The sequence below is a fragment of the Streptomyces aureus genome (genome assembly GCF_000725495.1).
Lineage (GTDB): Bacteria > Actinomycetota > Actinomycetes > Streptomycetales > Streptomycetaceae > Streptomyces > Streptomyces aureus_B.
In genome coordinates this window covers 1-25,185 of the sequence record NZ_JNZD01000044.1, presented here as the reverse complement: position 1 = coordinate 25,185, position 25,185 = coordinate 1, and the positions used below count along the sequence as shown (strand labels likewise).

The following is a 25,185-nucleotide window of genomic DNA, read 5'->3' as shown; positions in this document are numbered from 1 at the left end:
TCTGTCCCGTAGGGCACTTCATGGGTCACCATGGGACAAAAGCTCAGCGACCGCAGGTCATGGGAGGCGTCATGAGGCTCGGCAGGGCACTGGCCACCGGAGTGGCGGAGGACGTCGTGCGAGAGGAGATCCGGGAACGCGAGGACCTGGTCGAAATCCCCGAAACCGTCGAGGAGTCGGAGGCGTCCGCGCCCGAAGAGGTCCCGGCCGCCCGATGAGGCTGCGGCTTCCCGAGGAACGCCCGACGGAGCCGCCGACCGGATACAAGATCGCCCACCCGGTGCTGTCCCACGACGGCACCCGGGCCGGGTTCACCGGTGTGTCACTGGGCGGAGCACTGCCGTACGGAGTGCTGGACGAGGCGCGCTGCGTCTACGGACGGCGGCACCGCTCGCCGCACCGCCGCTGCGACTGCGGCTTCCACTGCGTGCACGAGTCCGCCGTCGCCGAGGCGATGCTGTGCACCGCCGAACACCGCGCCGCGGTTCTGCTCGAAGTCTCCGTCCTCGGCGCCTACATCCGCTTCGAACGGGGCTTCCGCTACGCCCGCCAGCGGGTGCGCGGCGCCACCGTCGGACCGTGCGACTGCGGCGCCGTGGCCGCGGCGCTGGCCGACGCCGGCTGGGGACGCCCGGGCTGGCGCGTCCTGACGGCCGCCTGCGCCGGATGCGTACGTGGCCGTACGTCGCTCTCGCTCGCATCCTTCGCCCGGCTCGCCGGTGAGGGGCTGCGGGTGCGGGCCGCCACCGGTCCCGTGGCCGTCACGGGAAGCCTCGGGGTGTCGGAGCTGGTCGCGGAGGCCGCGCTGCTCCAGGCCCGACTCGACTGGTTCCAGAGCCAGTTGACGCGGCTTCAGGAACCAGGAACGCAGGGATAGCGCGGGCCCGCCCGGGTATCCGGATCTCCACGAGCGGGAAACGCGGGGTGGCCCTACGGGCCGGGCCCGCCTCCCGCGGTGCTCGGCCGGAGCCTGCTCCGGCGGCGGTGGACGCTACGGCGGTCGTCGGCTCCGCCGCCGGGGCCCGTCGGCGGAGCCGGAGGGGAATGATGCGGCGGCGGACCGGACCCCCGGCCCGCCGCCGCATCGTGGACCGATCGAAGTCCGGTCCGCGTGTTTTTCTCGGACGCGCTGAACTCCGTTGCGCGGCAATGCTCATGGGCGCTTCCGGTTTCCCGCCCGTGCACTGACGGATCTTGAGCGCGACGAACTCCGTTGCGCTGCACCGCTCATAGGCCCGTCGAGCTCCCCGCCCGCACGCCGGAGGCTCTTGTGCGCCGAACTCCGTTGCGGCGATCCGCTCTTGGGGAGGCTGGACTCCCGACCGGCCTGCGTACCGGCGTGGGTCTCGAGCGAGCCGAACTGCGTTCTACCGCACCGCGCTTGGGCTTCTCGAGCCTCGCCGCGCACGGCTCCCGGGCGGGCCGGACTCCGATCCGCCGCATCGCTCCGACGAGCGTCGGACTCCGGTCCGAGGCGGGCCACTGGGTCCGCCGACTTCCGACTCCCGTCCCTCGCCCGCCGCCTGCCGTACGAGACCCGCACCGCACTCCATCCCGTGCCAGCAAGGCAGTTGAGCCCCGAGGGCCGTGCGAGTCCGCGGGGCCCGGATGGCGGGGATCCCGACGGGCCCTCACGCCCGGCCGGCGGTGTCCCGGTCGATCCTCGTCCGCATCGGCGGCACGCCCGTCTCCACCTTCTCCCGGGCCGCCCGCAGCGCCCGCAGACGCGGGGGCCATGTGCGGGTGTCCCGCGGTTCGACGTAGGGCTCCTCGGTGGGGAGGCGGCCGTGGCCGATGGCGCGCTGGCGGGCCAGCTCCGCGTCGAACTCGAGACCCAGCAGGATGGCCAGGTTGCTGAGCCAGAGCCACACGAGGAAGACGATGACGCCCGCGAGCGTGCCGTACGTCTTGTTGTACGAGCCGAACCCGGCGGCGTACACGGCGAATCCCGCGGACGCGGCCAGCCAGATCAGGGTGGCGACGACGCTGCCCGGACTGGACCAGCGGAAGCCGCGGCCCGAGACGTTGGGAGCCGCCCAGTACAGCAGCGCGATCATCAGCTCGACCAGCACCAGCAGGACGGGCCACTTGACGACCGACCACGCCGTGATCACCGCGTCGCCGAGTCCGATCGCGGTGCCCGCGCGCTCGGCCAGCGGCCCGGTGAACACCACGATGATCGCGCTCCCGGTGAGCAGCAGCATCAGCGTCACGGTGAGCACCAGCCGCAGCGGCGTGATCTTCCAGACCGGACGGCCCTCCGGCAGGTCGTAGACCGCGTTGGACGCGCGGATGAACGCGCCGACGTACCCCGACGCGGACCAGAGCGCCGCGAGGAGGCCCACGATCGCCAGCACTCCGCCGGTACCGCCGCTCTGCCCCAGCTGCGTGACCGCGTCGCGCAGGATGTCGCGCGCCGGTCCCGGTGCCAGGTCCCCCACGTTCGCCAGGAGCCTGTCCGTGACGGTCCGCCCCAGGACGCCCAGCACCGAGACCACCACCAGCAGCGCGGGGAACAGCGACATCACGCCGTAGTAGGTCAACGCCGCCGCGCGGTCGCCGAGTTCGTCCTCGCGGAACTCCTTGGCCGTACGCCAGGTCACGGCCCACCAGGCGCGCGCCGGCAGCCCGGCGCGGTCGCCCTTCCCGGCGTGGCCGCCCTTCCCGGCACGGTCGTTCTTCCTGGCGGGCCGCGCCGTCACCGTTCCCGTGTCCGGCCCGGTGCCCCTGTCCGGCCCGGTGTCCCTGTCCGTCCCGGTGGCCCTGTCGGCGCCGGAGCGGGTACCGGCACCGAAGCGCGTGCCGGTGTCCGGTCTGGTGTCGGTGTCCCCGTCCGCGCCCCTGTCCGGAAGAGCTCGCTGCTTCGATTCCGGTCGCTTCTCGTCCATGCCCGCCGTGTTGCCCGGATCCCGCCGCTGAAGCCCGCCGGGAGCGTCCGGGTGTCCGCCGCTGAAGCCCGCCGGGAGCGTCCGGGTGCCCGCCGGGGCCGCGCGGCGGCAGCCCGGGAGGCCCCGGCGGCCGACCCGCCGAAAAGCCGAACCGTCTGGACAAAAAAAGTTTTCGGTGCGAGGCTGGAGTCATGTTGGACGTGACCGTGATCGAGGACGCCGAGGCCGCCGCCGTCTCCCTGGACCCCATACGGGCCCGGCTGCTCGCCGAGCTGGCTGCCGGACCCGCGTCGGCCGCCATGCTGGCCGGCAGGGTCGGCCTCCCGCGGCAGAAGGTGAACTACCACCTCAAGACGCTGGAGCGGCACGGCCTGGTCGAGCTGGCGGGCGAGCGGCGCAAGGGGAACGTGACCGAGCGGATGATGCGCGCCACAGCCGCCTCGTACGTGATCTCGCCGCAGGCGCTGGCCGCCGTACAGCCCGATCCGGACCGCTTCCGCGACCAGCTGTCCGCCCGCTGGCTCCTCGCGCTCGGCGCCCGGCTCGTCCGGGACGTCGGCTCCCTCCTCACGGGGGCCGCGAAGGCCCGCAAGCGGCTGGCGACGTACGCGCTCGACGGCGAGGTGACCTTCGCCTCGGCGGCCGACCGGGCCGCGTTCATCGAGGAACTGACCGCCGGGGTGAGCGCGCTCATTCGCAAGTACCACGACGGGGACGCGGAGGCCGGGCGCCCGCACCGGATCGTCGTCGCCGTCCATCCCACGCTCAAGCCCGATGCCGAGACCGGGGCCGTTCCCGAGGTCGAGGCCGGCGGGCGGACCGCGGCCGTCGAGCGGTCGGAAGCCCCCGCGGGGCCCGATGCCGGGGAAGCCCCCGCGGGCCCCGAAGCCACTGCCACCCACTGAACCAGCCAGGAGTCGTCATCATGTCCAAGGAATTCGAGGTCGCCCGCGAGTACGAGGTCGCCGTCCCGCCCGCCCGGGTGTGGGACGCGATCACCGAGGGCAGCGGCGGCTGGCTGTGGCCCATGGAGTACGAGGCCCGCGAGGGCGGGGCCGGCCCGTTCGGCAGCGTCATCACCACCTGGGACCCGCCGCACCGGCTGACCGTGCGCACCGAGGACGTCGGGTTCCCGACGCAGAGCCTCAACCAGATCGACCACACCATCGAGCCCCGTGACGAGGGCCGCGGCTCCTGGGTCCGCTATGTGCACAGCGGCATCTTCACCGACGACTGGGACAACCAGTACGACGGAGCCGACAAGCACACCGACTTCTATCTGCACACCCTGCGCGAGTACGTCACCCACTTCGCGGGCCGCCCGGTGGCCTTCGCGACCTTCGACGGGCCCACGTCCTCCGCGTCCGCCGACGCCTTCACGGCCGTCGGACCGGCCCTCGGCCTCGGTGACGACACCGCCGTGGGTGCGCGGGTACAGGTCAAGGGGCCCGGTGGCGAGGCCTTCGACGCCGTACTCGACTACCGCGACCCGTACTTCCTCGGGCTGCGCACCGACAGCGCCCTCGTCCGCTTCTTCGGGCGCGGCCGCTGGGGCGCCCCGGTCGGCATGAGCGTCCACGACTTCGCGCCCGGCGCCGACGCCAAGGGCAACGAGACGGCCTGGAAGGGCTGGCTGGACGGGGTCTTCGCCGGCTGAGCCGCGAACCCCGTACCGCAGCCGGCCGGGAGCGGACGGCTCCGGACAGCGAACAGCCCGGCCCCCCGGACGAAGGGGCCGGGCTCTCGCGTACCCGGTGCGACTACGGACGGAACCGCAGGACCTGCGGGTCGTGGTCGCTGATCTGGTCGGAGAACTCCGAGTTGATGTGCACGCTGTCGTAGTCCAGGTCGCAGCCCCGGCGGATCGAGGGGCTGACCAGGATCTGGTCGAGCACCTGGGCGTTGCCCTGGTAGTCGTACGTGTAACGCTGGCTCTTCGGCAGCGACTTGATCGCCGACCAGAGCTCGCCGTCACCCTCGAGGATCTTGGCGGTCTCGGAGAACTCGAAGTCGTTCATGTCGCCGAGCGCGATGACGTCGGCGTTCTTCTGCGTCTTCAGGATCTCGTCGACGAAGGCGTTCACCACGGTCGCCTGGGCGTGCCGCTGGACCTCCGAGCTGCGCGTCGGCGGCTGGTACTGCGAGGTCAGACCCTGGTCGCCACCCTTGGAGTTGAGGTGGTTGGCGATCACGAAGACCGTCTGGCCGCGGAAGACGAACTCGCCCGCGAGCGGCTTGCGGCTGCTCTTCCAGGCCTCGTTCGCCGGGTCGATGCGACCGGGGGAGGCGGTGAGCTGCGCCTTGCCGTGCACCTTCGTGACGCCGACGGCGGTCGTCGAGTCGCCGCCCGCGCGGTCGGTGAACGAGACCCGCGCGGGGTTGAAGAGGAAGACCTGGCGGATGTTGCCGCCGGGCTCGCCGCCGTCCTGGTCGTTGACCGGGTCGATGGAGCGCCAGTCGTACTTCGGGCCGCCCGCCGCGACGATCGCGTCGATCAGCTTGTTCACCGTCTGGTCGGCGGCGACCGTGCCGTCGTCCGTCGCGCCGTTGTTGTCCTGGATCTCCTCCAGGGACACGATGTCGGGCGCGTTCAGGTTGTTCACGATCGCGGACGCGTGCGCGGCGAACGTGGCGTCGCCCGGGTCCAGGTTCTCGACGTTGTACGTGGCCACCGCCAGCTCGCCGCGTGCCTGCTTGCGCGTGGTCTCGCGCTCCAGGCCGCCCTTCTGCAGGGTGCCGAGCTGGTTGGCGACCAGGGTGTAGCCGCCGAACTGGTTGTAGTCGAGCGGGCCGGCCGTGACACCGGCGAGCTTGTCGCCGACGTTCGCGGTCGGGAAGTCGGCGGTCGCGCCGAGGGACTGTATCTGAAGGCGTCCCGTGTTCTGCGAGGTGTACGAGCCGTACACCGTGCCGCCGCGGCGGGTGGCGTTCTCGTGCGGCTTCACCGTGACCCACAGCTCGGTGTAGGGGTCGGTGGCCGTGACCACGCGGGTGTCGGCAACCTGGACGTTCATGCCCTCGAGGGACTCGTAGTAGTCCAGGGCGTACTTCGACGGCTCCAGGGTGAGGGCGTTGACCGAGCCGCTCGCGGCGGTGTCGCCGGCGGGGGCGTAGTCGTCCGGCACGGACCGGGCGTCGACGACCGTCGCGGCCGGGACGGGGTTGCCGCTGGAGACGACGGTGACCGTCGGCTTGGTGACCTCGGTGACCGACTGGTTGCCGCCGGCGGCGCCGCCCGGGACGTACTCCGAGACCGTTCCCGTCACCGTGACGGAGTCGCCGACGGCGACCTTCGGGGCGGAGCTGGTGAAGACGAACACGCCCTCACTGGTGGCCGGATCGGCGTCCGGGGTCGGGTCCTGGTACCAGAAGCCCTTGGACGAACCGTACGTCCGCACGCCGGTGACGATGCCGGGCACGTCGGTGACCTTCGTACCCGCGAGGGGGGAGGTCCGGGTGGTGCCCTGGATGTCGTGGATGTGGACGGTGTCCGCCTGGGCCGGTGTGGTCAGTACGACGGCGGAGACGGTGGAACAGACCGCGGCGACGGTCAGCGCGCCGATGCGCGCGGTTCTCTTGCTCGGCAAGGGAATCCCTCCGGGGACGTTCGTGAGCGTCGGGACGAGGGTGGACTGGTGGGGGGAGCGCGTCCTGCTTGCGGGCCAGTGACGCGCGTAGAGGGTGTGGGCCGTGCGGCCGTTGAACTTCTACGCGCGTCAATCTCGTGTGTGGCGGGGGGAGTTGTCAAGGTTTCGACGGTGTACGAGACCTGTCGGATACATGAACCGGGCGGCATGGGTGGAAATCCGTCTAGGCTGAGCAGTTGGCACGGACACCCGGGCCGCCTCAGGGCTCCCGCGCCCGCCGGCGTCCGGCGGACCCGTGCACGCCGTCACCGGTAGGGCGGTCGAACCGCCCCTCCGCCCTGCTCGTCGTGGTTGTCCGGAGGAGAATCCAGCCGATGTCAGACAGCTCTTCCCTGCCGCCGGTGCGGCTGCACTCCGAAGCGCAGCTGGCGCGGGACGCGCTCGCCGCGCCGCTGCTCTCCCGTGCCGCCCGGCTGGCCCGCTGGGCCGGCCCCGGCACCCGGGTCGATGCCGGGGGCGAACTCGTCGAGGAACAGCTGCCCGAGGCGGCCGGAGTCCTCGGACTGTCCGGCGACGACGCGGCCGCCCTCACCGGCGAGGCCTGGCGGGTGGCCGTCGACACCGGACTCGTCGAGGTCGTGGACGAGGAGGAGGGCACCGTCACCCAGGGCGAGGACCTAGCCCTGCTCACCTCCGGAGGCCCCGGGGACGTCCTCGGCATCTGGCTGGGCGCGCTCGACGTCGTCCTGGCCGACGCGACCGTGCCCGACCTCGGCGATCTCGTCGACGCACTGGGCGAGGACGAGGAGATCGACCTCTCCTCCCTGGACTGGGACCCGGAGGCGGAGTCCGAGTTCCTCGACGGGGTGCTCGGCAACCTCTACCTGCTGACCGTCGGCGAGGACGCTCTCGGCGGGGTGGCGGTGCCGCTCCCCGCCCTCGCGGCCTCGATGATCCTGCCCGACGACATGGGAGAGCCCACCGACGACGTCCTGGAACAGGTCTCGGACGCCATGATGCGGCTCGACGACCAGTTCCGGCTGCTGGAGCCCGTCGGCCTCGTCGACTACCAGCCCGTCGACGAGGCCCTGATGGCCGACGGCGTGGAGGAGCCCGCCCCGGTCGACGACATGGACGTGTCGCGCTACGGGGTGGTGCGGCTGACACCGCTCGGTCTGTACGGACTGCGGGCCCGGCTGATCGAGGCGGGCTTCGCCGCCCCCGCGGTGGGCGAACTGACCGACAAGGGCGCGGACACGCTGCTGGACGGCACGGCCGGCTTCCCCCCGACCGCCGCCCAGGCCGAGATCGAGCAGTGGCTCGCCCGGCGCGAACCGCTGGCCGCCGCGCGGGAACTGCTCTTCGCCGCGCGCGGAGCGGACGCCGGCGCCCCGCTGCGCCGGCTGCACTGCCAGCAGGCGCTCGCGCTCGTCGGCACGGAGGCCGAGCCCGCGCTGCGCGAGGTGCTCGACGACGCCGAACTGGGCGGTCTCGCCCGGGTCTGGCTCTCCGAGCGCGGCGCGGCCGATGTGCCCCCGCCCTCCGAGGCGATGGTCTTCTGGCTGACCATCGACACGGTGGCGGCCCAGCTCGCCGCCGAGGGGAACTCCGACGAACTGCAGGCGCTGGTCGAGGGCCTGGCCCGGCAGCACAGCGGCTTCTTCGACACGGCCTGGCGGGTCGAGCACCCCGCCGCCCCGGACGTCCTGGAGGCGATGGGCCGGTTGCACCCCGACAAGAAGGTCGCCAAGGAGGCCCGCAAGGCGGCGTTCAAGGCCCGGTCGCACCAGGGGGCGTAGGCACGCCGGGCCGGTTCGGTCTCGCGGGGACGGGTTCCGGGCGCGACGGGGGACGCGTGCCGGGGCTCGTCCGGGGCGGGCCGGGCGGTGCCGTGTTCCGGGATCGGCCGGGGCTGTCGGGGGAGATGGGGCGCGGAGCGGGGTGTTCCGCTGCGCCGGCCGGGTGGATTCACGCAAGGAGGACCCCGGAAGTCGGCGCGCGTTCAACTCGCGTTCAGGCGGGGACGGGACGGTGTGGCCGCGAACCGAGGTCCGGCCGCCCCCCACGACAGTCCGAGTCCACCGTCACAGGAGACATCACATGTCGCTCTCTCGCAGGGACTTCGCCCGGCAGTCCGCGATCGCCGGTGCAGGCGTGGTCCTGACCGGCAGCGTCGGCGCCCTCGCCACCGCGCCCAACGCGCTCGCCGCCACCGAGACGGAGACCGAGGGGACCGGGGCGGACTCGGCGGAGGCCCGCCACGGCGGCGTCGGCTACGGCCCGCTGGTCCCCGACCCGAAGGGCCTCCTCGCGCTGCCCGCCGGGTTCTCCTACCGCGTCATCACCTACAGCGGCCGCACGAAGCTGGAGTCGGGCGAGTTCACGCCGTCCAACCACGACGGCACCTCCACCTTCGAGGGCCCGCGCGGCGCCACCCTCCTCGTCAACAACCACGAGCTCAAGGGCCCCCGTTCCGGCTGGGAGCACCCCGTGCCGCTCACCGAGGGGCTCGTCTACGACCCGGCCGCCTCCGGTGGCTGCACGGTCGTCGAGGTCCGCCACGACAAGGTCGCCGAGTGGGTCGGCATCGCCGGCACCTCCACCAACTGCGCCGGCGGCAACACCCCTTGGGGTACCTGGCTCACCTGCGAGGAGACCGAGGACAAGGCCGGCCAGAACGGCATGACCAAGGACCACGGCTACGTGTTCGAGGTCGACCCGCAGGACCGGCGCCGCAACCGGAACCCGAAGCCGGTCAAGGCACTGGGCCGCTACGCCCACGAGGCCGTCGTCGTCGACCCCAGGCGCGGCCGGCTCTACCTCACCGAGGACGCCTCGGGCCCCAACGGACTGCTGTACCGCTGGACGCCGCCGCAGGGCTTCGAGCACGGCCACGGACGGCTCGCCACCCTGGCCGACGACGCCGGGGCGCTCCAGGCCTTCAAGTGCTTCGACTCCGGCGGCAAGTTCGTCGACGACCTCTCCCGGGCCACGAAGACCGGCACCGTGTACGGAGTCGACTGGGTCGACGTCCCCGACCGCGACGCCAAGAGCGTCTCCGTCCGCAAGCAGTTCACCGACGGCCAGGTCACCCGCGCCCGCAAGCTCGAGGGCATGTGGTGGGGTGACGGCGGTGTCTACATCGTCTCCTCCTACGCCCGCGCCGAGAGCCCCGGCCAGGCCCACGACGGAGCCGTCTGGTTCTACGACCCCAAGCGCCGCACCCTGACCCTGAAGGTCCTCATCGGCGTGAACCCGAACCCCGCCGTGGACGGTGCCTTCGACGGACCGGACAACATCACCGTCTCCCCGTACGGCGGCCTCGTCATCGCCGAGGACGGCGAGGGCGTCCAGCACCTCTTCGGCGCCACCGAGAGCGGCCGCACGTACCCGATCGCCCGCAACGAGCTCAACCTCGGCACCGCCGAGGCGCCCGAGTACAGCGAGTTCACCGGCGTCACCTTCTCGCCCGACGGCCGCACCCTGTTCGCCAACATCCAGGAGCCGGGCATCATGCTCGCCATCACCGGCCCCTGGAAGCGGCAGAAGCGCGGCTGAACTCACGCCGCATTCCCCGCGGATTAAATGACTCGCCGCGTCCGCGGCCGCCCTCCTACAGTGGTGCACGTCCAGGTGCGAAGGCAGGACCTACTTCCACTGTTAATGGGGCGGTCGCGGGTTCGAGTCCCGCCATCGGTACAACGCGCCGGTGTAGCTCAGGGGATAGAGCACCTACGTCGGTTCCGCCGGCCTCGATCTCTGGACACCACAACTTCATGCACCTCCCGGTGCGCGGGCAGCGGCTACTTCTCTTCCAAAGAATCCACGCCGCCGCCGACTTGATCTCGGGAGGCGCAGCTCATGGTGGGTGCCCGGTGCGCAGGCAGCGGATACTTCGGGAACTGGTGGGGTCACGACCTCGTGCGGGTTCGAATCCCGTCATCGACTTCGGGTCGGTGTGGCGGAACGGAAGACGCGCCAGTTTATAAGCGACCGTCGCCGTCCCTGATCTCGGACACCCTCCATTTGCTGTGCCTCCCTCCGAAAATCGTTTGAATTCGGGGGAATTCACCATGGCACGATTCAATTCCCGTCCCGCGAAGGCGCAGCCCGTCTCCCGGGTGACCTCGACGGGCCGGGTGCTGCGCACCCACCAGGGCGGCCGCGGCCAGGAGCGCGACGCGCGCTCCGAGCTCTTCCTGCTCTCCATCGCCAACTTCGTCTCGCAGGACACCTTCTACGAGACCGGCGACGCCCGCGACACCCGGTTCGCCGAGCTCGTGCGCGAGCTCGCCGTCACCGATCCGTCCTGGACGGCGGGCCTGCTCGGCTGGCTGCGCGGCGAGGGCAACCTGCGTACGGCCTCGATCGTGGGCGCCGCCGAGTACGTGAAGGCACGCCTCGACGCCGGCGCCACCGACGGCCCGGCCAACCGGCAGGTCGTCGCCTCCGTCCTGCGCCGTCCCGACGAGCCGGGCGAGCTGCTCGGCTACTGGACCTCCCGCTACGGCCGCAACGTGCCCAAGCCCGTCAAGCGGGGCGTCGCCGACGCCGTACGCCGCCTCTACAACGGCAAGGCGCTGCTGAAGTACGACACCGCGTCCAAGGGATACCGCTTCGGCGACATCCTCAACCTCGTGCTCGCGGCGCCGGACCCCGACAAGCCGTGGCAGGGCGACCTGTTCCAGTACGCGCTGGACCGGCGCCACAACCCGGACACGGCCGTCGTCCCCAAGTCGCTGCCCGTGCTGGCCGCCCACCGCGACCTCATGGAGCTGCGGCCCGCCAAGCGGCGCAAGGTCGTGACCGGCGCACAGGGGGCGCAGCGTCTGGCGGACGCGGGCATGACGTGGGAGGCGCTGGCCGGCTGGCTCCAGGGCCCGATGGACAAGGCGGCCTGGGAGGCCGTCATCCCATCCATGGGTGCCATGGCGCTCGTCCGCAACCTGCGCAACTTCGACGAGGCGGGGGTCAGCGACGAGGTCGCGGCCCGGGTCGCCGCGAAGATCAGCGACCCGGCGGAGGTCGCACGGTCGCGGCAGTTCCCGTTCCGCTACCTCGCGGCCTACCAGCACGCGCCGTCGCTGCGCTGGTCCTACCCGCTGGAGCAGGCGCTCGGCCACTCGCTGGCCAACGTGCCCGCGCTGCCGGGGCGGACCCTGGTGCTCGTGGACCGTTCGGGCTCGATGTTCTACTCGCGGCTGTCGGAGCGTTCCGAGCTCAACCGGGCCGACGCCGCGGCGATCTTCGGTACGGCGCTCGCGCTGCGGGCGGCGGACGCGGATCTCGTGGAGTTCGGCACCACCAGCAAGCGGGTGAAGTTCCGTGCGGGCGAGTCCGTGCTCAAGGTCATCGGACGGTTCGGTGACCTCGGCGGCACGAACACGACCGAGGCGGTCCGCGCGCACTACAAGAAGCACGACCGGGTCCTCATCGTCACCGACGAGCAGGCCATGTACAGCCAGTACGGCGACCCGACCCAGCAGGTGCCGGCGCACGTGCCGGTCTACACCTGGAACCTCGCCGGCCACCGCGCGGGCCACGGTCCCTCGGGGAAGGGGAACCGCCACACCTTCGGTGGTCTGTCGGACGCGGCGTTCCGGATGGTTCCGCTGCTGGAGTCGGCGCGGGACGCGGACTGGCCTTGGGTTCAGGCCGGCTGATTCCCTCCGGGGAGGGTGACGGCGCGGTCCGTACTTCGGTGCGGGCCGCGCCGCCTGTCGTGGGCAGGGGCGGGGGTGAGATGTCGTTCCTAGGCGTTGGGGTCGGGGGTTGTGATCACCAGTGCCGACAGCACCAGTGCGGCCACGGCGATCAGGGCGCCGGCGCCGAACGCGCGGGCCGAACCCTCCGTGAGGATCTCCGTGGGCGAGCCGTGGGCGTGCCGGGTCGCCGTGCCGAACACGGTGACCAGGACGGAGAGTCCCAGCGTGCCGCCCAGCCACTGGAGGGTCTGCAGGAGTCCGGAGGCCGATCCCGCCTCCCGCGGCTCGACGCCGGCCAGGATGGTGGCGTTCAGCGGCAGGAAGCTCAGGCCGACGCCCAGGCCCATCAGCAGCAACGGGCCCAGCAGGCCCGAGAGATAGCCGTCGCCCGGCTCCAGCCGCCACAGCCAGCCGCCCGCGATGGCGATCAGGGACATGCCGGTGAGCAGTACCGGCTTGGTGCCGAAACGCTGGAGCAGTCGGGGCACCATGCGCACGGTCGTGAACATCAGCAGGGTCATGGGGAGGAACGCGAAGCCGGCGCGCAACGGGCTGTAGCCCAGGGCCTGCTGGCCGACCAGCGTCAGGAAGTAGAACGCGCCGAACATGCCCGCGGGCAGCAGCAGGACACCGGCGTAGCCGCCCGCCCGGTTGCGGTCGGTGAGCAGCCGCAGCGGCATGACCGGCTGCTCCGCGCGTGCCTCCACCAGGACGAAGGCGACGATCAGGGCCGCCGCCGCGCCGAACGCCGTCATCGCCCCCGTGTCGCTCCAGCCCTCCTCCGAGACCCGGATGAACGCGTAGACCAGTGACGCCGTGCCCGCCGTGCCGGTGAGCGCCCCGGCGGCGTCGAACCGGCCCGTGTGACGCGGGGTCTCGGCGACGAAGCGGGGGAGGGCGGCGGCGACCGCGATGCCGATCGGCACGTTGATCAGCAGGGACCAGCGCCAGGACGCCCACGACGTGAGCATGCCGCCGAGCACCAGGCCGACCGACGCGCCGATCCCCGCCATCGAGGCGTAGACGCCGAGCGCGTGATGGCGGCGGGGGCCCTCCGGGAAACTCGTGGTGATCAGGGCGAGGGTGCTGGGGGCGATGAGGGCGGCGCCCACGCCCTGGAGCGCGCGGGCCGCGAGCAGCCAGGAGCCCTCGCCGGCGAGGCCGCCGAGCAGGGAGGCGGCGGCGAAGAGGAGGGCGCCCGTGGTGAGGGCGCGGCGGCGGCCCGCGATGTCGCCGATCCGGCCGCCGAGGAGGAGCAGGCCGCCGAACGCGAGCGTGTAGGTGTTGAGGACCCAGGACAGGCCGGTGGGGGTGAAACCGAGGTCCCGCTGAATGTCCGGCAGGGCGACGTTGACGACGGTGGAGTCGACTCCGACCATCAGGTACGCGGTCACGATGACCAGCAGGGTGGCGGCCGTGGTCGGGTGCGTCTGGTTGGCCTGGTTGGCCTGGTTGGCCTGGTTGGTCGGGTCGGTCGGGTCGGTCCGGCCGGTCGGGTCGGTCGGGTCAAGTCGGGCCGGGCGTAAGGTGGTTGACGGTGTGCCGGTGGGTGGGGTGGACATGGAGTTCTCCTGGTCTGGCGTCCCGGGTACGGTGCGGGTGGGCAGCGCGGACTGCCCGCCGAGATGAGCGGGTCGTCTCCACCAGAAAGCGGGGACTGTCTCCGCTTTGGCTCTCGCCAAGATACGGAGAGGGTCCCCGGTTCGCAAGGAGTATCTGAATGGCCCAGGTCAAGCCGATGCGGGCGGATGCGCGGCGGAACTACGACCGGCTGCTCGAGGAGGCGGCGGCGGCGTTCGCCGAGCACGGGGAGCGGGCGTCGCTGGACGACATCGCCAAGCGGGCCGGGGTCGGGTCCGGGACGCTGTACCGGCACTTTCCCACGCGGCAGGCGTTGCTGGAGGCCGTGTATGTGGACGCGATCGACGCGATCGCCGTGCGGGCGGACGAGCTGGCGGCGGAGTTGGCTCCGGGGGAGGCGCTCGTCGAGTGGATGAACGAGCTTGCCGCGGGGATGATCCAGGTCCGGGGGCTGAAGGCGCTGCTGGGGTCGGCCATGGCGGACGGGGGCGCGGAGGTGCTGGCGCGGTGTGGGTCGTCGGTCAAGGAGGCGGCTGTGCGGCTGGTGGGGGAGGCTCAGCGGGAGGGGACGTTGCGGGGGGATGTGGAGCCGATCGAGGTGTTGCGGCTGGCGCACGGGGTGGCTTCGGCGTCGGAGCTGGGGGGTGGGGACGCGGTGCACATCCGGCGGTATCTGTCGTTGCTGACGGAGGGGTTGCGGGCGTAGCCCTGCGGGGCGGGCCCCGGCTCCGGTCCGGTGGGTGGGTCGGGGCCGTGCCGGTGCATCAGCCCGTCGCAGTCGGACGGAGATGTGGACGTTAGTGGCGACGGGCATCGATGTACCGGCACGGCCCCTCGCGCCGGATCCCGGGTGCCGGTGGATCGTGGCTGAGGTCCAGTCCCCGGCCCCGGCAAACCTGCCAGTCCCGGCCCCGGCAACCTGCCAGTCCCCGCCGGGGCAACCTTCCAGTCCCGGCCGGGGAAAGTTCAGCCCCTCCGGCGTTTGAGGAGCGGGGTCTGGGGCGGAGCCCCAGGGGTGCCTTCTCCCCGGCTCACCTTTCGGGTGCGGGGGAGATTTCAGCCCCTCCGGCGTTTGAGGAGCGGGGGTCTGGGGGCGGAGCCCCTGGGTTCGGGTTGGGTAGGGGCGGAGGGGGCGAGAAAAGGCGGTGGGGATGGGGGTCGAGGGTTGGTGCTTGTTCCCGGGGGTGTGGGACGGGCGCCCGGGTGCGCGCCCCCCCCGGGGGCCGGGTGTTCGCCCGCTCCGGGAAGTCAGAGGGACTCTGCTGCCGGCTTCACCATGCTGCGGACCGTGCGGGACTTCACGAACGTGCCCAGGGCCGTCATCTCCCACTCGCCGGAGAACTGCTTGATCAGCTTGGCCATCATCACGCCCGTCTGGGGCTCCGCGCTCGTCAGGTCGAAGCGGACGAGCTCCTCGCCGCTGGCGGCGTCGATGAGGCGGCAGTAGGCCTTGGCCACCTCGGTGAACTTCTGGCCGGAGAAGGAGTTGACCGTGAAGACCAGGCCGGTGACGTCCTGGGGCAGCCGGCCGAGGTCGACCGTGATCACCTCGTCGTCCCCGCCGCCCTCGCCCGTGAGGTTGTCGCCGGAGTGCCGGATCGCACCGTTCACGATCGAGAGCTTGCCAAAGTAGCAGCTGTCGATGTGGTTGCGCTGCGGGCCGTACGCGATGACCGAGGCGTCCAGGTCGATGTCCTTGCCGCGGAACGCGGGCTCCCAGCCGAGGCCCATCTGGACCAGGGACAGGAGCGGGGCGCCGCCCTTGACCAGGGACACCGTCTGGTTCTTCTGCAGGCTGACCCGGCCCTTGTCCAGGTTGATCTTGCCAGTGGCGGCCGGAGGCGCCGGGGGCATCGGGGGGACCGGGGGAGCGGTCGGGGCCTGCGGGGCCGCGGCGGCGGGCTGGGGCGCCGGAGTGGGCTCCTCCACGCTCACGCCGAAGTCGGTGGCGATGCCGGCCAGGCCGTTCGCGTAGCCCTGGCCGACCGCGCGGGCCTTCCAGGCGCCGTTGCGGAGGTAGACCTCGACGATCACCAGGGCCGTCTCCGTGCCCAGCCGGGGCGGGGTGAAGGTGGCCAGGACCGTGTTGTCGTCCGCGTTGCGGATGGTGGCCGTGGGTTCGATGCCCTGGAAGGACTGGCCCGCCGCGTCCGGGCTCGCCGTGACGACGATCTTCTCGATGCCCGGGGGCACCGCGGCCGTGTCGACCGTGATCGCGTCGGGCGTCGTACCGCCGCCCGAGCGGTAGGTGACGCCGGGGCCGGAGGGCTGGTTGTAGAAGATGAAGTCGTCGTCGGAGCGCACCTTGCCGTCGGCGGTGAGCAGCAGGCTCGACACGTCGAGCCGCACCGGGGCGGTGACGTCCACCGTCACGCGGGAGACGGGGAGAGGGATGTTCGAGCCGGGCGTCATAGCGGTCATGACTGGGGTAACGAGCGGGGGCGCTTTACCGTTCCCTTACCCAAGGGTGAGATGAGGGTGGTGGTGGACCGGGGTCGGGGCCCCGGTCCACCACACCTCGCTGCTCAGGGCACGACGACGATCTTGCGGCCCGCTCCCGACGCGAACCGTTCCAGGGCCTCGGGGTAGCTCGTCAGGGGGACGCGGTCGCTGATGAGGACCGAGGGGTCGATGACGCCCGCGGCGAAGAGTTCCGCGGCGCGTTCGAAGCTGTGCAGGACGGCCATCGAACCGGTGATGGTGATCTCCTGGTTGTAGATGCGGTACGGGTCGACGGTGACCCGGGTCGCGTAGTCGGCGACGCCGAACTGGAGGAAGGTGCCCGCCTTCGCCACCCGGTCCAGGCCGTCCTGGATCGCCGCCGCGTTGCCCGTCGCGTCGATCACCACGTCCCAGCCCTGCGGGCGGTCCAGTTCGTCGGCCCCCGTCGCGGCCGCCGACACGCCCAGCTGCCGGGCCGTGGCCAGCCGTTCCGGGTTCACGTCCACCACGTCCACGCTCGCCGCTCCGGTGCGTTTGGCGAGCTCCAGCATCATCAGGCCCATCGTGCCGGAGCCGTAGACCAGGACGTGGGCGCCGAGCCGGGTCCGCAGGACGTCGTAACCGCGGACGGCGCAGGAGAGCGGTTCGATCAGGGCCGCGTCCTGGGTGGCGACGTGCTCGGGGAGCTTCACGCAGTTGGCGACGGGGGCGGTCGCGTACCGGGCGGCGCCGCCCGCGGTGGTCACGCCGATCGCCGCCCACCGCTCGCAGAGGTTGTTGTGGCCCGTACGGCAGTAGCGGCACTCGTGGCAGTGCAGGGACGGGTCGACGGCTACCCGGTCGCCGACCGCGAGCTCGGTGACCCGGGTGCCCACGCCGACCACCTCGCCCGCGAACTCGTGACCCGGCACGATCGGCAGCTTCGGCGCGAACTCGCCCTGGAGGATGTGCAGATCGGTGCCGCACAGGCCGCAGGCCGCGACCTCGACCACGACCTCGCGGGGGCCCGGTACCGGGTCGGGAATCTCGGACACGACGGCGCGGCCCACGGACTCGATGACTGCGGCCTTCATTTCACGGCTCCCAGAGACAGGCCCTGGACCAGTTTGTCCTGGGCGGCGAACCCCGCGGCGAGCACCGGCAGGGAGACGACGAGCGACGCGGCGCACACCTTCGCCAGGAACAGGCCCTGGCTGGTGATGAAACCGGTCAGGAAGACGGGGGCGGTCCCGGCGACCACCCCGGTGAGCACCCGGGCGAACAGCAGCTCGTTCCAGCTGAAGATGAAGCAGATCAGGGCCGTGGCCGCGATGCCGGGCAGGGCGATGGGGGCCACGACCCGGGCCAGGACCGTGGGCAGCCGGGCGCCGTCGATCTGCGCGGCCTCGATCACGGCGACGGGGACCTCGGCGAGGAACGACTGCATCATCCAGACGGCGATCGGCAGGTTCATCGAGGTGTAGAGGACGACCAGCAGCCAGATGTTGTCGAGCGTGCCGGTGTTCTTGGCGAAGAGGTAGATCGGGAGGAGGCCCGCCACCACCGGCAGCATCTTGGTCGACAGGAAGAAGAACAGGACGTCCGTCCACTTCTTCACCGGGCGGATCGAGAGGGCGTAGGCCGCCGGGAGGGCCAGCAGCAGGACGAGGAGGGTGGAGGCCGTCGACGCGACCGTGGAGTTGACGAGCGCGGGCCAGGGGCTCGCGCCGCCGCCCGTGCCGAAGAACTCCCGGTAGCCGTCGAGGGTCAGGGCCGCGCCGAGGGCCGGCGGGTTCTTCGCCGCGTCCGGTTCGGAGTGGAAGGACGTCAGGGCCATCCAGGCGATGGGCAGGAAGAACACGATCCCGAGCGCCCAGGCCGCGAGGCCCAGGCCGGTGCCCCGGGCGCGGCGGGGGCGGACGTGGGGCGCGGTGGTGCTCATCAGCGGGACCCCTCCTCGCGGAACAGGGACGACACGACGCGCAGGGCGAAGGTCGCGATGACGATGGAGCCGATGACCACCAGGACGCCCGCGGCGGAGGCGAGCCCGTTCTCGTGGGCCTGGTAGAAGCTCTGGTACACGGTGTAGGGCAGGTTGGCGGTGCCCAGGCCGCCGGAGGTGATCGTGAAGACGGCGTCGAAGTTCTGGACGATGTACACCGAGCCCAGCAGGGCGCCGAGTTCGAGGTAGCGGCGCAGGTGGGGCAGGGTGAGGTGGCGGAAGATCTGCCAGTCGTTCGCGCCGTCCACGCGGGCCGCCTCGAGCTGCTGGTGGTCGCGGCTCTGCAGGCCGGCGAGCAGGATCAGCATCATGAACGGGGTCCACTGCCAGACCAGGGAGGCCTCGACCGCGAGCAGCGGGGTGTTCGAGATCCAGTCGGGCTGCGGGCCGCCGACGGCGTGCAACAGGCCGTTCAGCAGGCCGTATTCGGGGTTGTAGAGCACGTGCTTCCACAGCAGGGCCGCGGCGACAGGGACCACCAGGAACGGGGCGATGAGCAGGGTGCGGACGATGCCGCGGCCCCGGAACCTCCGGTCCAGGAGCAGGGCGAGGACCAGTCCGAGGACCAGGCTGACGAGGACGACGGTGACCGTCAGCAGGACCGTCGTCCAGACGGAGTGCCTGAGGTCGGCGTCGGTCAGGACCTCGGTGTAGTTGCCGAAGCCGGTGAAGCGGCGGGCCTTCGGATAGAGGGAGTTCCAGTCGAAGAACGAGATCACCAGGGTCGCCACGAAGGGCAGCTGGGTGACCGCGATCATGAAGATCAGGGCCGGGAGGAGGGGGCCGCGGGTGGCCCAGGCGCGCAGTCGGGCCGAGGGCTGTCCGTGGGTGCGTACGGGGGGAGCGGCCACGCGGGCCGTGGTCGTGGCGGTCATCGTCCCTCGTACTCCTTGGAGATCTTCTCGGCGAGTTCCTGGGACCTGCTCAGGGCCGCGTCGACGGACTGGCGTCCGGCGATGGCCGCGCTGATCTCCTGCGAGACCTTGGTGCCGAGGTCGGTGAACTCGGGGATGCCGACGAACTGGATGCCGGGCGCGGGGCGGGGCTGGACGCCGGGGTCGCGCGGCCGGGCTCCCTCGATGGCGGCCCGGGTCATGTCCTGGAAGGCCGCGGCCTCCTTGACGTAGGCGGCGTTCGTGTATGTCGAGGCGCGTTTGCCGGCGGGGACGTTCGACCAGCCGGCGGTGTCGCCGACCAGCTGCTCGTACCCCTTGCCGGAGGCCCAGGAGATGAACTTCCAGGCCTTGTCCGGGTTGTGCGAGGCCTTCTGGAGTCCCCAGGCCCAGGTGTAGAGCCAGCCGGAGGAGGCGGTCTTCTCGACGGGGGCCGGGACGTAGCCGAGCTTTCCCCTGACCGGCGAGTCCTCGGCCTCCAGCAGGCCCGCGGCGGAGGTGGCGTCGTACCACATGGCCGTCTTGCCCTGGGTCATGTCGTTGAGGCATTCGGCGAAGCCCGACTGTGCCGCCCCGGACTCGCCGTGCTCGCGGACCAGGTTCACATAGAACCGGGTGGCCTTCTCGAACTCGGGGGAGTCGAGGCGTGCCTTCCAGTCCTTGTCGAACCAGGTGCCGCCGAAGGTGTTGACGACGGTGGTGAGGGGGGCCATGACCTCGCCCCAGCCGGGCAGACCGCGCAGGCAGATGCCCTTCATGCCGGGCTCGGCGCCGTCCGCCTTCGCCGCGAGGCCGGCGACCTGCTGCCAGGTGGGGTGCGCCGGCATCGTCAGGCCCTTCGCGGCGAAGACGTCCTTGCGGTACATCAGGAAGGACGACTCGCCGTAGAACGGCTGCCCGTAGAGCTTTCCGTCGGCGGCGGTCAGCGACTGCCGCATGGGCTTCAGGATGTCCTGCTCGTCGTATCCGCTGTCGCCGCGCACGTAGGAGTCCATCTCGTGCAGCCAGCCGTTGCGGGCGTAGATCGGTATCTCGTAGTTGGAGAGGGTGGCGACGTCGTACTGGCCGGCCTGGTTGGCGAAGTCCTGGCTGATCTTGTCGCGGACGTCGTTCTCCGGCAGGACGGTGAAGTTCACCTTGATGCCGGTCTCTCGGGTGAAGTGGGCCTTGGTCAGCTTCTGGAGCTCGACCATCTGCGGGTTGTTGACCATCAGGACGTTGATGGAGTTCCCGCCGGAGCCCGACCCGCCCGCTCCGGCCCAGCAGCCGGAGAGGAGCGGGGAGAGCAGCGTCCCTGCGGCGGCCGCGGCGAGCAGCGCGCGCGGCCTCCGTCGGCTCGGGGTTCGCATGGATCACTCCTGGGGAGAGGGGCAAATGGGGAGATAAGGGGTGGGGTGGGGTGCGGGGATGCGCAGGGGTGGGTCGTTGGGGGGAGAGGGGAGGGGAGGGACGTGGGGTGGCGGGCGTCGGGGGAGGGGCGTGGGACGGTGGGTGGTCTCGGATGCGAGGTCGCGGGCGTCGGGGGTGTCAGACGCGGATGACCTGGGGGCCCAGCAGCGAGTAGCGGTGCGCCTCGGAGGCCGGGAGCAGGGTGCTCGTGACGATCGTCTCCAGGGCGCCGATACCGGCGAACCGGCAGAAGCTGACGGCGCCGAACTTGGTGTGCACACCGGCGAAGACCGTGCGCCGGGAGGCCCTGATCGCCTGTGCCTTGACCTCGCTGACGGCCGGGTCGGGGGTGGTGAGGCCGTGTTCCCGGGAGATGCCGTTGGCGCCGATGAACGCGAGGTCGATGACGAAGCCGGCCAGCATCTTCGTCGTCCAGTGGTCGACGGTCGCGAGCGTGCCGGGGCGGACCCGGCCGCCGAGCAGCAGGACGCTCGTGTTCTCGGCGCCGGCGAGTGCCCCGGCGGTGGCGAGGGAGGCGGTCACAACGGTCAACGGCCGGTCCCTGGGCAGTGCTTCGGCGATGAGCTGCGGGGTGAACCCCTCGTCGACGAACACGGTCTCGGCGTCGCGGGCCAGTTCGGCCGCCGCGGCGGCGATCCGGCGTTTCTCGGGTACGTGGCTGGTGGTGCGGAAGGCGAGCGTCGTCTCGAAGCCGGCGCTCTCCACCGGATAGGCGCCGCCGTGGGTGCGGCGGACCAGACCGTGGTCCTCCAGGGTGCGCAGGTCGCGCCGTACGGTCTCCTTGGCGACGCCGAGTTCGCCGGCGAGTTCGGTGACGTCGACCGATCCCGCCCGGCGCGCGGTCCGGACGATCTCGCGCTGCCGTTCCTCCGCCGTCCTGGCCGTCCTGGCCGTCATCGCCGTCACCCGCTTCCTCGCGCTCCGTCGCGCACCGCCCGTTCGGACCCGGCGGGCCCTCGAGGGAAGTTCTACAGCGGGTGCCGGACGCTGACCAGGCCTGTTCCGGGCCCGATGCTGCCCGGCTGTGCCCGTTTGGCGCCGTAGCCGCCCGCGGCGGACCTGGGGCGGAGCGGGGGAGGCGGCGGAACCGGGCAGGGGCGTTGCCCGAACACGGGGGCGGGCGGGCCCGTTCGCTGCCCGCCCGCCCCTGGGGCCTGTCCCACGGTTCCCGTCCGCCCGGCCCTGGTCCGCCGACCGCCGGGTCAGTGCGGCCAGATCGGCGGACGGGTCGTGAAGTGGCCGCCCAGGCAGGCGTGTTCCGGGTTGGCCGGGTCGAGTTCGCCCTGTTCGGCGATGAGCTTCTCGGCGTACGGCTCGGAGTCGTCGCGCGGTTCGTAGCCGAGGGCCCGTGCCGACGAGAGGTCCCACCACAGACGGGTGTTGGCGGAGGAGCCGTAGACGACCGTGTGTCCGACCCCCTCGGCGGTCAGGGCCGCGTGGAAGAGGCGGGCGCCGTCCTCGGGGCTCATCCACACGGAGAGCATGCGCACGCTGGTGGGCTCCGGGAAGCAGGACCCGATGCGCACGGAGACGGTCTCCAGGCCGTGCCTGTCCCAGTAGAGCTGCGCCAGGTCCTCGCCGAACGACTTGGACAGCCCGTAGAAGGTGTCGGGGCGGCGCGGGGTGTCGACGGGGATCAGGGGGTCGTCCCCCTGCGGGCGCGGGGTGAAGCCGACCGCGTGGTTGGAGGAGGCGAACACGACACGGCCCACGCCCTCCTCGCGCGCCGCCTCGTACAGGTGGTACGTCCCCTCGACGTTCGCCTTGAGGATCTTGTCGAAGGAGGACTCCAGCGAGATGCCCGCGAGGTGGACGATCGCGTCGACGCCCCGAACCGCCGCGCGCAGTGCCGCCCGGTCGGCGAGGTCCGCGGTGATCGCGTCCGGCTCGCCCTCGACGGGGCGCACGTCGAGCAGGCGCAGCTCGTAGCCGTACGCCGGCAGGAGTCCGCGCATCAGGGTGCCGAGTCCGCCGGCGGCGCCGGTGAGCAGAACGGTGCGGGGAGCGGGCATGGGGGTCTCCTCCGTGCGGGCCGGCGCCCCGGGAGCCGGACGCCGTGGCGCGGTCGGCCGGGCGGTCGGTGGGGCTCTGTTCGGTCAACCGTATCCATGGATCGTATTCACATGCATGGACACGCTAGGGAGCGTCGGCGTGCTGCGTCAAGTGTCGCGCGGAGGGGCGAAATCCGCCTTCGTGTTGCGGGTTTGCGTGCTTGACCGGCCCCGAGGTGGCGGCTTAGCGTGGGCGCGTTCAGGGATATGGACGTGGATCAGAAACGTGCACTCGGTGGGCATCTTTTACAGGGAGAGTCCGTGACCTCAGCCCCTCTCGCCGCTCGGCTCGGCATTCCCAGCGGGCCGCTCTTCTTCCCCGTCACCGCGTACGGCCCCGACGGCGCCGTCGATCCCGGCGTCTACCGGGAGCACGTGCGCGACGGTGTCGAGGCCGGCGCGGCCGCGGTCTTCGCCTGCTGCGGCACCGGCGAGTTCCACGCGCTCGTGCCCGAGGAGTTCGAGACGCTGGTACGGGCGGCGGTCGAGGCCGCCGACGGGCGCGTCCCGGTGGTTGCGGGCGCCGGATACGGCACCGCGCTCGCCGTGCGGTACGCGCGCCTCGCGGAGGCCGCCGGGGCCGACGGGCTGCTCGCGATGCCCCCGTACCTCGTCACGGCCGGGCAGGAAGGACTGCTGCGGCACTACCGGGAGATCGCCGCCGCCACCTCCCTGGACGTGATCGTCTACCAGCGCGACAACGCCGTCTTCACCCCCGCGAGCGTGGTCGAGCTCGCCCGCACCGAGGGGATCGTCGGCTTCAAGGACGGGCTCGGCGACCTCGAGCTCATGCAGCGGATCGTCAGCGCCGTCCGCGGCGAGACGTCCGGGGGCTTCCTCTACTTCAACGGTCTGCCCACGGCCGAGCTGACCGGGCTCGCCTACCGCGGCCTGGGGATCACGCTCTACTCCTCGGCCGTCTTCTGCTTCGCCCCCGAGATCGCGCTGGCCTTCCACCGGGCCCTGAACACGGGCGACGACATGACGGTGAACCGGCTGCTCGACGGCTTCTACCGGCCCTTCGCCGATCTGCGGGCGCAGGGGCGCGGCTACGCCGTCGCCCTCGTCAAGGCCGGGGTGCGGCTGCGCGGACGGGCCGTCGGCGAGGTGCGGCCCCCGCTGCACGAACCGGCCGAGGACCACGTCAAGCAGCTCGCGCAGCTGATCGAACGCGGCTGCGCGCTCATCGGGGAGGACCTGTGAGGACGTCCGCCTTCCTCTATCCCTGGGACGTCAACGGGGACCCGGAGGCCGCGGCCAGGACCGCCGCCCTCGGTGTCCACCAGGTGACGCTCGCGTCCGCCTACCACTCCACACGCGCGCTGACGCCCCGCCACCCCCGGCACCGGATCGTCACCGCCCGGCACGCGGCCGTGCTCTATCCGGTGGACGAGGAGCGGTGGCGGGGCAGGGACCTGCGCCCCTACCCGGCCGGGGACTGGGCCCCCGGTGACGCGTACGGAGAGGCCGCCGCCGCGCTCGCCGGGGCCGGGCTCGAGGTCCACACCTGGGTCGTGCTCGCGCACAACTCCCGTATGGGGGAGGAGCATCCGCGGACCTCCGTCGTCAACGCCTACGGGGACCGCTACCCCTGGGCCCCCTGCGTCGCGCAGCCCGCCACCCGCGCCCATCTGACCGCCCTCGCCGCCGAGGCCGCGGTCCGGCCCGGCGCGGCCGGTACGGAACTGGAGTCGCTCGGGTGGTACGGGCTCGCCCATCTGCACGCCCACGACAAGACCGCCGGGGTGCCGCTCGGGGACGCCGGGCAGTATCTGATGTCCCTCTGCTTCTGTCCCGTCTGCGCCGAGGGGTACGGCGGGCAGGGCCTCGACGCCGAGGAGCTGGCGTCCTTCGTGCGCGCCGCCCTGGAGCCGGTGTGGCGGGGCGGGCCGTCCGGCGGGGGCTGGGCCGGAGTCGAGAAGCTGCTGGGGGCGGGTACCGCGGCGGCGACCCGGGTGTGGCGCGACCAGGTGGCCCGCTCGCTCCAGGAGGAGACGGTCGAGGCGGTCCGCTCCACCGCGCCGGCCGGGTTCCGGGTGCTGCTGCACGCCGACCCCGAGTCCTTCCACTGCGGCGCCAACGCCGGTGTGGACCCCGGGCACGTCCTGTCCGTGGCGGACGGCGTGGTCGTGCCGTGCACCGGGGGCGCGGGACTGCTGACGCCCTTCGCCCGGGAGATGCGGGCGGGGGCGAGGGGCCGGGTGCTGGCCGCCAACTTCACCGTGGTGTCCGGGATGGGCGGCCGGCCGGAGGCTCTGGCCGCCGATGCCGCCCGCGCGGCCGAGCTCGGCGCCACGGAACTGCGGCTGTACCACGCGGGGTTGGCCTCGGACGCCGATCTGGACGCCGTGCGGGGGGCGTTGGCGGAGCTGGACTAGGGCCCGTCCGGCAATTCGCGCCGGGTGGACGGGAATTGCCGGACTGGCCCGAGGAGTCCGCCCTTCGCCCGAACCGAGCCAGGGGTCCGGCCCTGGCCCGCCCTCCGTCCTTCCGCCCGGGACGGGGGGCGGGAGGACGAAGGGCGGGCGCGGGCCGTGGTGCCGGCCCGTCACAGGCTGTTGGCGGTGATGTCGCCGTGGGCGGTGGTGGCGTGGATGGTCAGGGCGGGGGTGTCGCCGGTGTTCTTGAGCGTGTTGGCGATGCGGCC

General features: G+C 72.1%; 20 protein-coding genes and 1 tRNA gene. 11 read left to right on the top strand and 10 right to left on the bottom strand.

Annotation, left to right across the window (positions count from 1 at the left end):
- Nucleotides 1–71: 71 nt before the first annotated feature.
- Together IO36_RS47530 and IO36_RS34090 are read left to right on the top strand one after the other, a co-directional pair.
- Complete coding sequence (locus tag IO36_RS47530; protein WP_167347435.1) at nt 72–218, top strand: hypothetical protein; 147 nt, start codon at nt 72–74, stop codon at nt 216–218.
- Nucleotides 215–877, top strand: a complete 663-nt coding sequence (locus IO36_RS34090; protein WP_037625774.1) for a hypothetical protein — start codon at nt 215–217, stop codon at nt 875–877. The genes IO36_RS47530 and IO36_RS34090 overlap by 4 nt, the downstream gene beginning before the upstream one ends.
- Nucleotides 878–1,631: 754 nt before the next feature.
- On the opposite strand, the gene IO36_RS34085 is transcribed toward IO36_RS34090, so the two are convergent.
- Nucleotides 1,632–2,888 carry a YihY/virulence factor BrkB family protein gene (locus IO36_RS34085; protein WP_245173586.1) on the bottom strand — a complete coding sequence of 419 codons (1,257 nt, stop codon included), beginning with the start codon at nt 2,886–2,888 and terminating at the stop codon, nt 1,632–1,634.
- Nucleotides 2,889–3,079: 191 nt separating this feature from the next.
- Here IO36_RS34085 and IO36_RS34080 point away from each other — a divergent pair, with 191 nt between their 5' ends.
- Together IO36_RS34080 and IO36_RS34075 are read left to right on the top strand one after the other, a co-directional pair.
- Entirely contained in the window at nt 3,080–3,793 is a 714-nt protein-coding gene (locus IO36_RS34080; RefSeq protein WP_167347434.1) for an ArsR/SmtB family transcription factor, read from the top strand.
- A 20-nt stretch (nt 3,794–3,813) separates the two neighbouring features.
- Nucleotides 3,814–4,545 carry an SRPBCC family protein gene (locus IO36_RS34075; RefSeq protein WP_037625772.1) on the top strand — a complete coding sequence of 244 codons (732 nt, stop codon included), beginning with the start codon at nt 3,814–3,816 and terminating at the stop codon, nt 4,543–4,545.
- 103 nt (nt 4,546–4,648) lie between these two features.
- Here the strand turns inward: IO36_RS34075 and IO36_RS34070 are convergent, their stop codons facing one another.
- A complete protein-coding gene (locus tag IO36_RS34070; RefSeq protein WP_037625770.1) occupies nt 4,649–6,475 on the bottom strand; it encodes an endonuclease/exonuclease/phosphatase family protein in 1,827 nt (608 codons plus the stop codon).
- 374 nt (nt 6,476–6,849) lie between these two features.
- On the opposite strand from IO36_RS34070, the gene IO36_RS34065 reads away from it, so the two are divergent.
- The 4 genes from IO36_RS34065 to IO36_RS34055 all read left to right on the top strand — a co-directional run bounded on the left by IO36_RS34065 (nt 6,850) and on the right by IO36_RS34055 (nt 12,138).
- Nucleotides 6,850–8,274, top strand: a complete 1,425-nt coding sequence (locus IO36_RS34065) for a hypothetical protein (protein ID WP_037625768.1) — start codon at nt 6,850–6,852, stop codon at nt 8,272–8,274.
- A gap of 301 nt (nt 8,275–8,575) precedes the next feature.
- Entirely contained in the window at nt 8,576–10,033 is a 1,458-nt protein-coding gene (locus IO36_RS34060) for an alkaline phosphatase PhoX (protein WP_037625766.1), read from the top strand.
- Between the two features lie 68 nt (nt 10,034–10,101).
- Nucleotides 10,102–10,171: transfer RNA gene (locus tag IO36_RS47185), tRNA-Asn, on the top strand.
- Between the two features lie 377 nt (nt 10,172–10,548).
- Entirely contained in the window at nt 10,549–12,138 is a 1,590-nt protein-coding gene (locus IO36_RS34055) for a TROVE domain-containing protein (RefSeq protein ID WP_037625764.1), read from the top strand.
- Nucleotides 12,139–12,227: 89 nt separating this feature from the next.
- On the opposite strand, the gene IO36_RS34050 is transcribed toward IO36_RS34055, so the two are convergent.
- On the bottom strand, nt 12,228–13,742 hold the full coding sequence (locus IO36_RS34050) for an MFS transporter (protein ID WP_037625762.1): 1,515 nt from the start codon (nt 13,740–13,742) through the stop codon (nt 12,228–12,230).
- Nucleotides 13,743–13,900: 158 nt separating this feature from the next.
- On the opposite strand from IO36_RS34050, the gene IO36_RS34045 reads away from it, so the two are divergent.
- Nucleotides 13,901–14,467, top strand: a complete 567-nt coding sequence (locus IO36_RS34045; protein WP_037625761.1) for a TetR/AcrR family transcriptional regulator — start codon at nt 13,901–13,903, stop codon at nt 14,465–14,467.
- Nucleotides 14,468–15,009: 542 nt separating this feature from the next.
- Here the strand turns inward: IO36_RS34045 and IO36_RS34040 are convergent.
- The 7 genes from IO36_RS34040 to IO36_RS34010 all read right to left on the bottom strand — a co-directional run bounded on the left by IO36_RS34040 (nt 15,010) and on the right by IO36_RS34010 (nt 22,499).
- A complete protein-coding gene (locus IO36_RS34040; protein WP_037625759.1) occupies nt 15,010–16,173 on the bottom strand; it encodes a TerD family protein in 1,164 nt (387 codons plus the stop codon).
- A gap of 113 nt (nt 16,174–16,286) precedes the next feature.
- A complete protein-coding gene (locus tag IO36_RS34035; protein WP_037625757.1) occupies nt 16,287–17,276 on the bottom strand; it encodes a zinc-dependent alcohol dehydrogenase family protein in 990 nt (329 codons plus the stop codon).
- On the bottom strand, nt 17,273–18,124 hold the full coding sequence (locus IO36_RS34030) for a carbohydrate ABC transporter permease (protein WP_037625755.1): 852 nt from the start codon (nt 18,122–18,124) through the stop codon (nt 17,273–17,275). The genes IO36_RS34035 and IO36_RS34030 overlap by 4 nt, the downstream gene beginning before the upstream one ends.
- On the bottom strand, nt 18,124–19,059 hold the full coding sequence (locus tag IO36_RS34025) for a carbohydrate ABC transporter permease (RefSeq protein WP_037625754.1): 936 nt from the start codon (nt 19,057–19,059) through the stop codon (nt 18,124–18,126). The genes IO36_RS34030 and IO36_RS34025 overlap by 1 nt, the downstream gene beginning before the upstream one ends.
- Nucleotides 19,056–20,426, bottom strand: a complete 1,371-nt coding sequence (locus IO36_RS34020) for an ABC transporter substrate-binding protein (protein ID WP_037625753.1) — start codon at nt 20,424–20,426, stop codon at nt 19,056–19,058. The genes IO36_RS34025 and IO36_RS34020 overlap by 4 nt, the downstream gene beginning before the upstream one ends.
- A gap of 178 nt (nt 20,427–20,604) precedes the next feature.
- Nucleotides 20,605–21,384, bottom strand: a complete 780-nt coding sequence (locus tag IO36_RS34015; RefSeq protein ID WP_037625796.1) for a DeoR/GlpR family DNA-binding transcription regulator — start codon at nt 21,382–21,384, stop codon at nt 20,605–20,607.
- 305 nt (nt 21,385–21,689) lie between these two features.
- Nucleotides 21,690–22,499 carry an NAD-dependent epimerase/dehydratase family protein gene (locus tag IO36_RS34010; protein WP_037625751.1) on the bottom strand — a complete coding sequence of 270 codons (810 nt, stop codon included), beginning with the start codon at nt 22,497–22,499 and terminating at the stop codon, nt 21,690–21,692.
- Between the two features lie 300 nt (nt 22,500–22,799).
- On the opposite strand from IO36_RS34010, the gene IO36_RS34005 reads away from it, so the two are divergent.
- Together IO36_RS34005 and IO36_RS34000 are read left to right on the top strand one after the other, a co-directional pair.
- Complete coding sequence (locus IO36_RS34005; protein WP_037625750.1) at nt 22,800–23,741, top strand: 5-dehydro-4-deoxyglucarate dehydratase; 942 nt, start codon at nt 22,800–22,802, stop codon at nt 23,739–23,741.
- Nucleotides 23,738–24,916, top strand: coding sequence for a hypothetical protein (locus tag IO36_RS34000; RefSeq protein WP_037625748.1), 1,179 nt, complete (start codon nt 23,738–23,740; stop codon nt 24,914–24,916). Before IO36_RS34005 ends, IO36_RS34000 begins: the two co-directional genes overlap by 4 nt.
- Nucleotides 24,917–25,185: the final 269 nt, after the last annotated feature.

Excerpts from the sequence above, each read along its gene's own strand:
- IO36_RS34065 (WP_037625768.1), top strand. The coding sequence starts at position 6,850 with ATGTCAGACAGCTCTTCCCTGCCGCCGGTGCGGCTGCACTCCGAAGCG.
- IO36_RS34080 (WP_167347434.1), top strand. The coding sequence starts at position 3,080 with ATGTTGGACGTGACCGTGATCGAGGACGCCGAGGCCGCCGCCGTCTCC.
- IO36_RS34050 (WP_037625762.1), bottom strand. The coding sequence starts at position 13,742 with ATGTCCACCCCACCCACCGGCACACCGTCAACCACCTTACGCCCGGCC.
- IO36_RS34075 (WP_037625772.1), top strand. The coding sequence starts at position 3,814 with ATGTCCAAGGAATTCGAGGTCGCCCGCGAGTACGAGGTCGCCGTCCCG.
- IO36_RS34010 (WP_037625751.1), bottom strand. The coding sequence starts at position 22,499 with ATGCCCGCTCCCCGCACCGTTCTGCTCACCGGCGCCGCCGGCGGACTC.
- IO36_RS34025 (WP_037625754.1), bottom strand. The coding sequence starts at position 19,059 with ATGACCGCCACGACCACGGCCCGCGTGGCCGCTCCCCCCGTACGCACC.
- IO36_RS34090 (WP_037625774.1), top strand. The coding sequence starts at position 215 with ATGAGGCTGCGGCTTCCCGAGGAACGCCCGACGGAGCCGCCGACCGGA.
- IO36_RS34045 (WP_037625761.1), top strand. The coding sequence starts at position 13,901 with ATGGCCCAGGTCAAGCCGATGCGGGCGGATGCGCGGCGGAACTACGAC.
- IO36_RS34040 (WP_037625759.1), bottom strand. The coding sequence starts at position 16,173 with ATGACGCCCGGCTCGAACATCCCTCTCCCCGTCTCCCGCGTGACGGTG.
- IO36_RS34085 (WP_245173586.1), bottom strand. The coding sequence starts at position 2,888 with ATGGACGAGAAGCGACCGGAATCGAAGCAGCGAGCTCTTCCGGACAGG.
- IO36_RS34015 (WP_037625796.1), bottom strand. The coding sequence starts at position 21,384 with ATGACGGCCAGGACGGCCAGGACGGCGGAGGAACGGCAGCGCGAGATC.
- IO36_RS47530 (WP_167347435.1), top strand. The coding sequence starts at position 72 with ATGAGGCTCGGCAGGGCACTGGCCACCGGAGTGGCGGAGGACGTCGTG.
- IO36_RS34060 (WP_037625766.1), top strand. The coding sequence starts at position 8,576 with ATGTCGCTCTCTCGCAGGGACTTCGCCCGGCAGTCCGCGATCGCCGGT.
- IO36_RS34020 (WP_037625753.1), bottom strand. The coding sequence starts at position 20,426 with ATGCGAACCCCGAGCCGACGGAGGCCGCGCGCGCTGCTCGCCGCGGCC.
- IO36_RS34035 (WP_037625757.1), bottom strand. The coding sequence starts at position 17,276 with ATGAAGGCCGCAGTCATCGAGTCCGTGGGCCGCGCCGTCGTGTCCGAG.
- IO36_RS34030 (WP_037625755.1), bottom strand. The coding sequence starts at position 18,124 with ATGAGCACCACCGCGCCCCACGTCCGCCCCCGCCGCGCCCGGGGCACC.
- IO36_RS34055 (WP_037625764.1), top strand. The coding sequence starts at position 10,549 with ATGGCACGATTCAATTCCCGTCCCGCGAAGGCGCAGCCCGTCTCCCGG.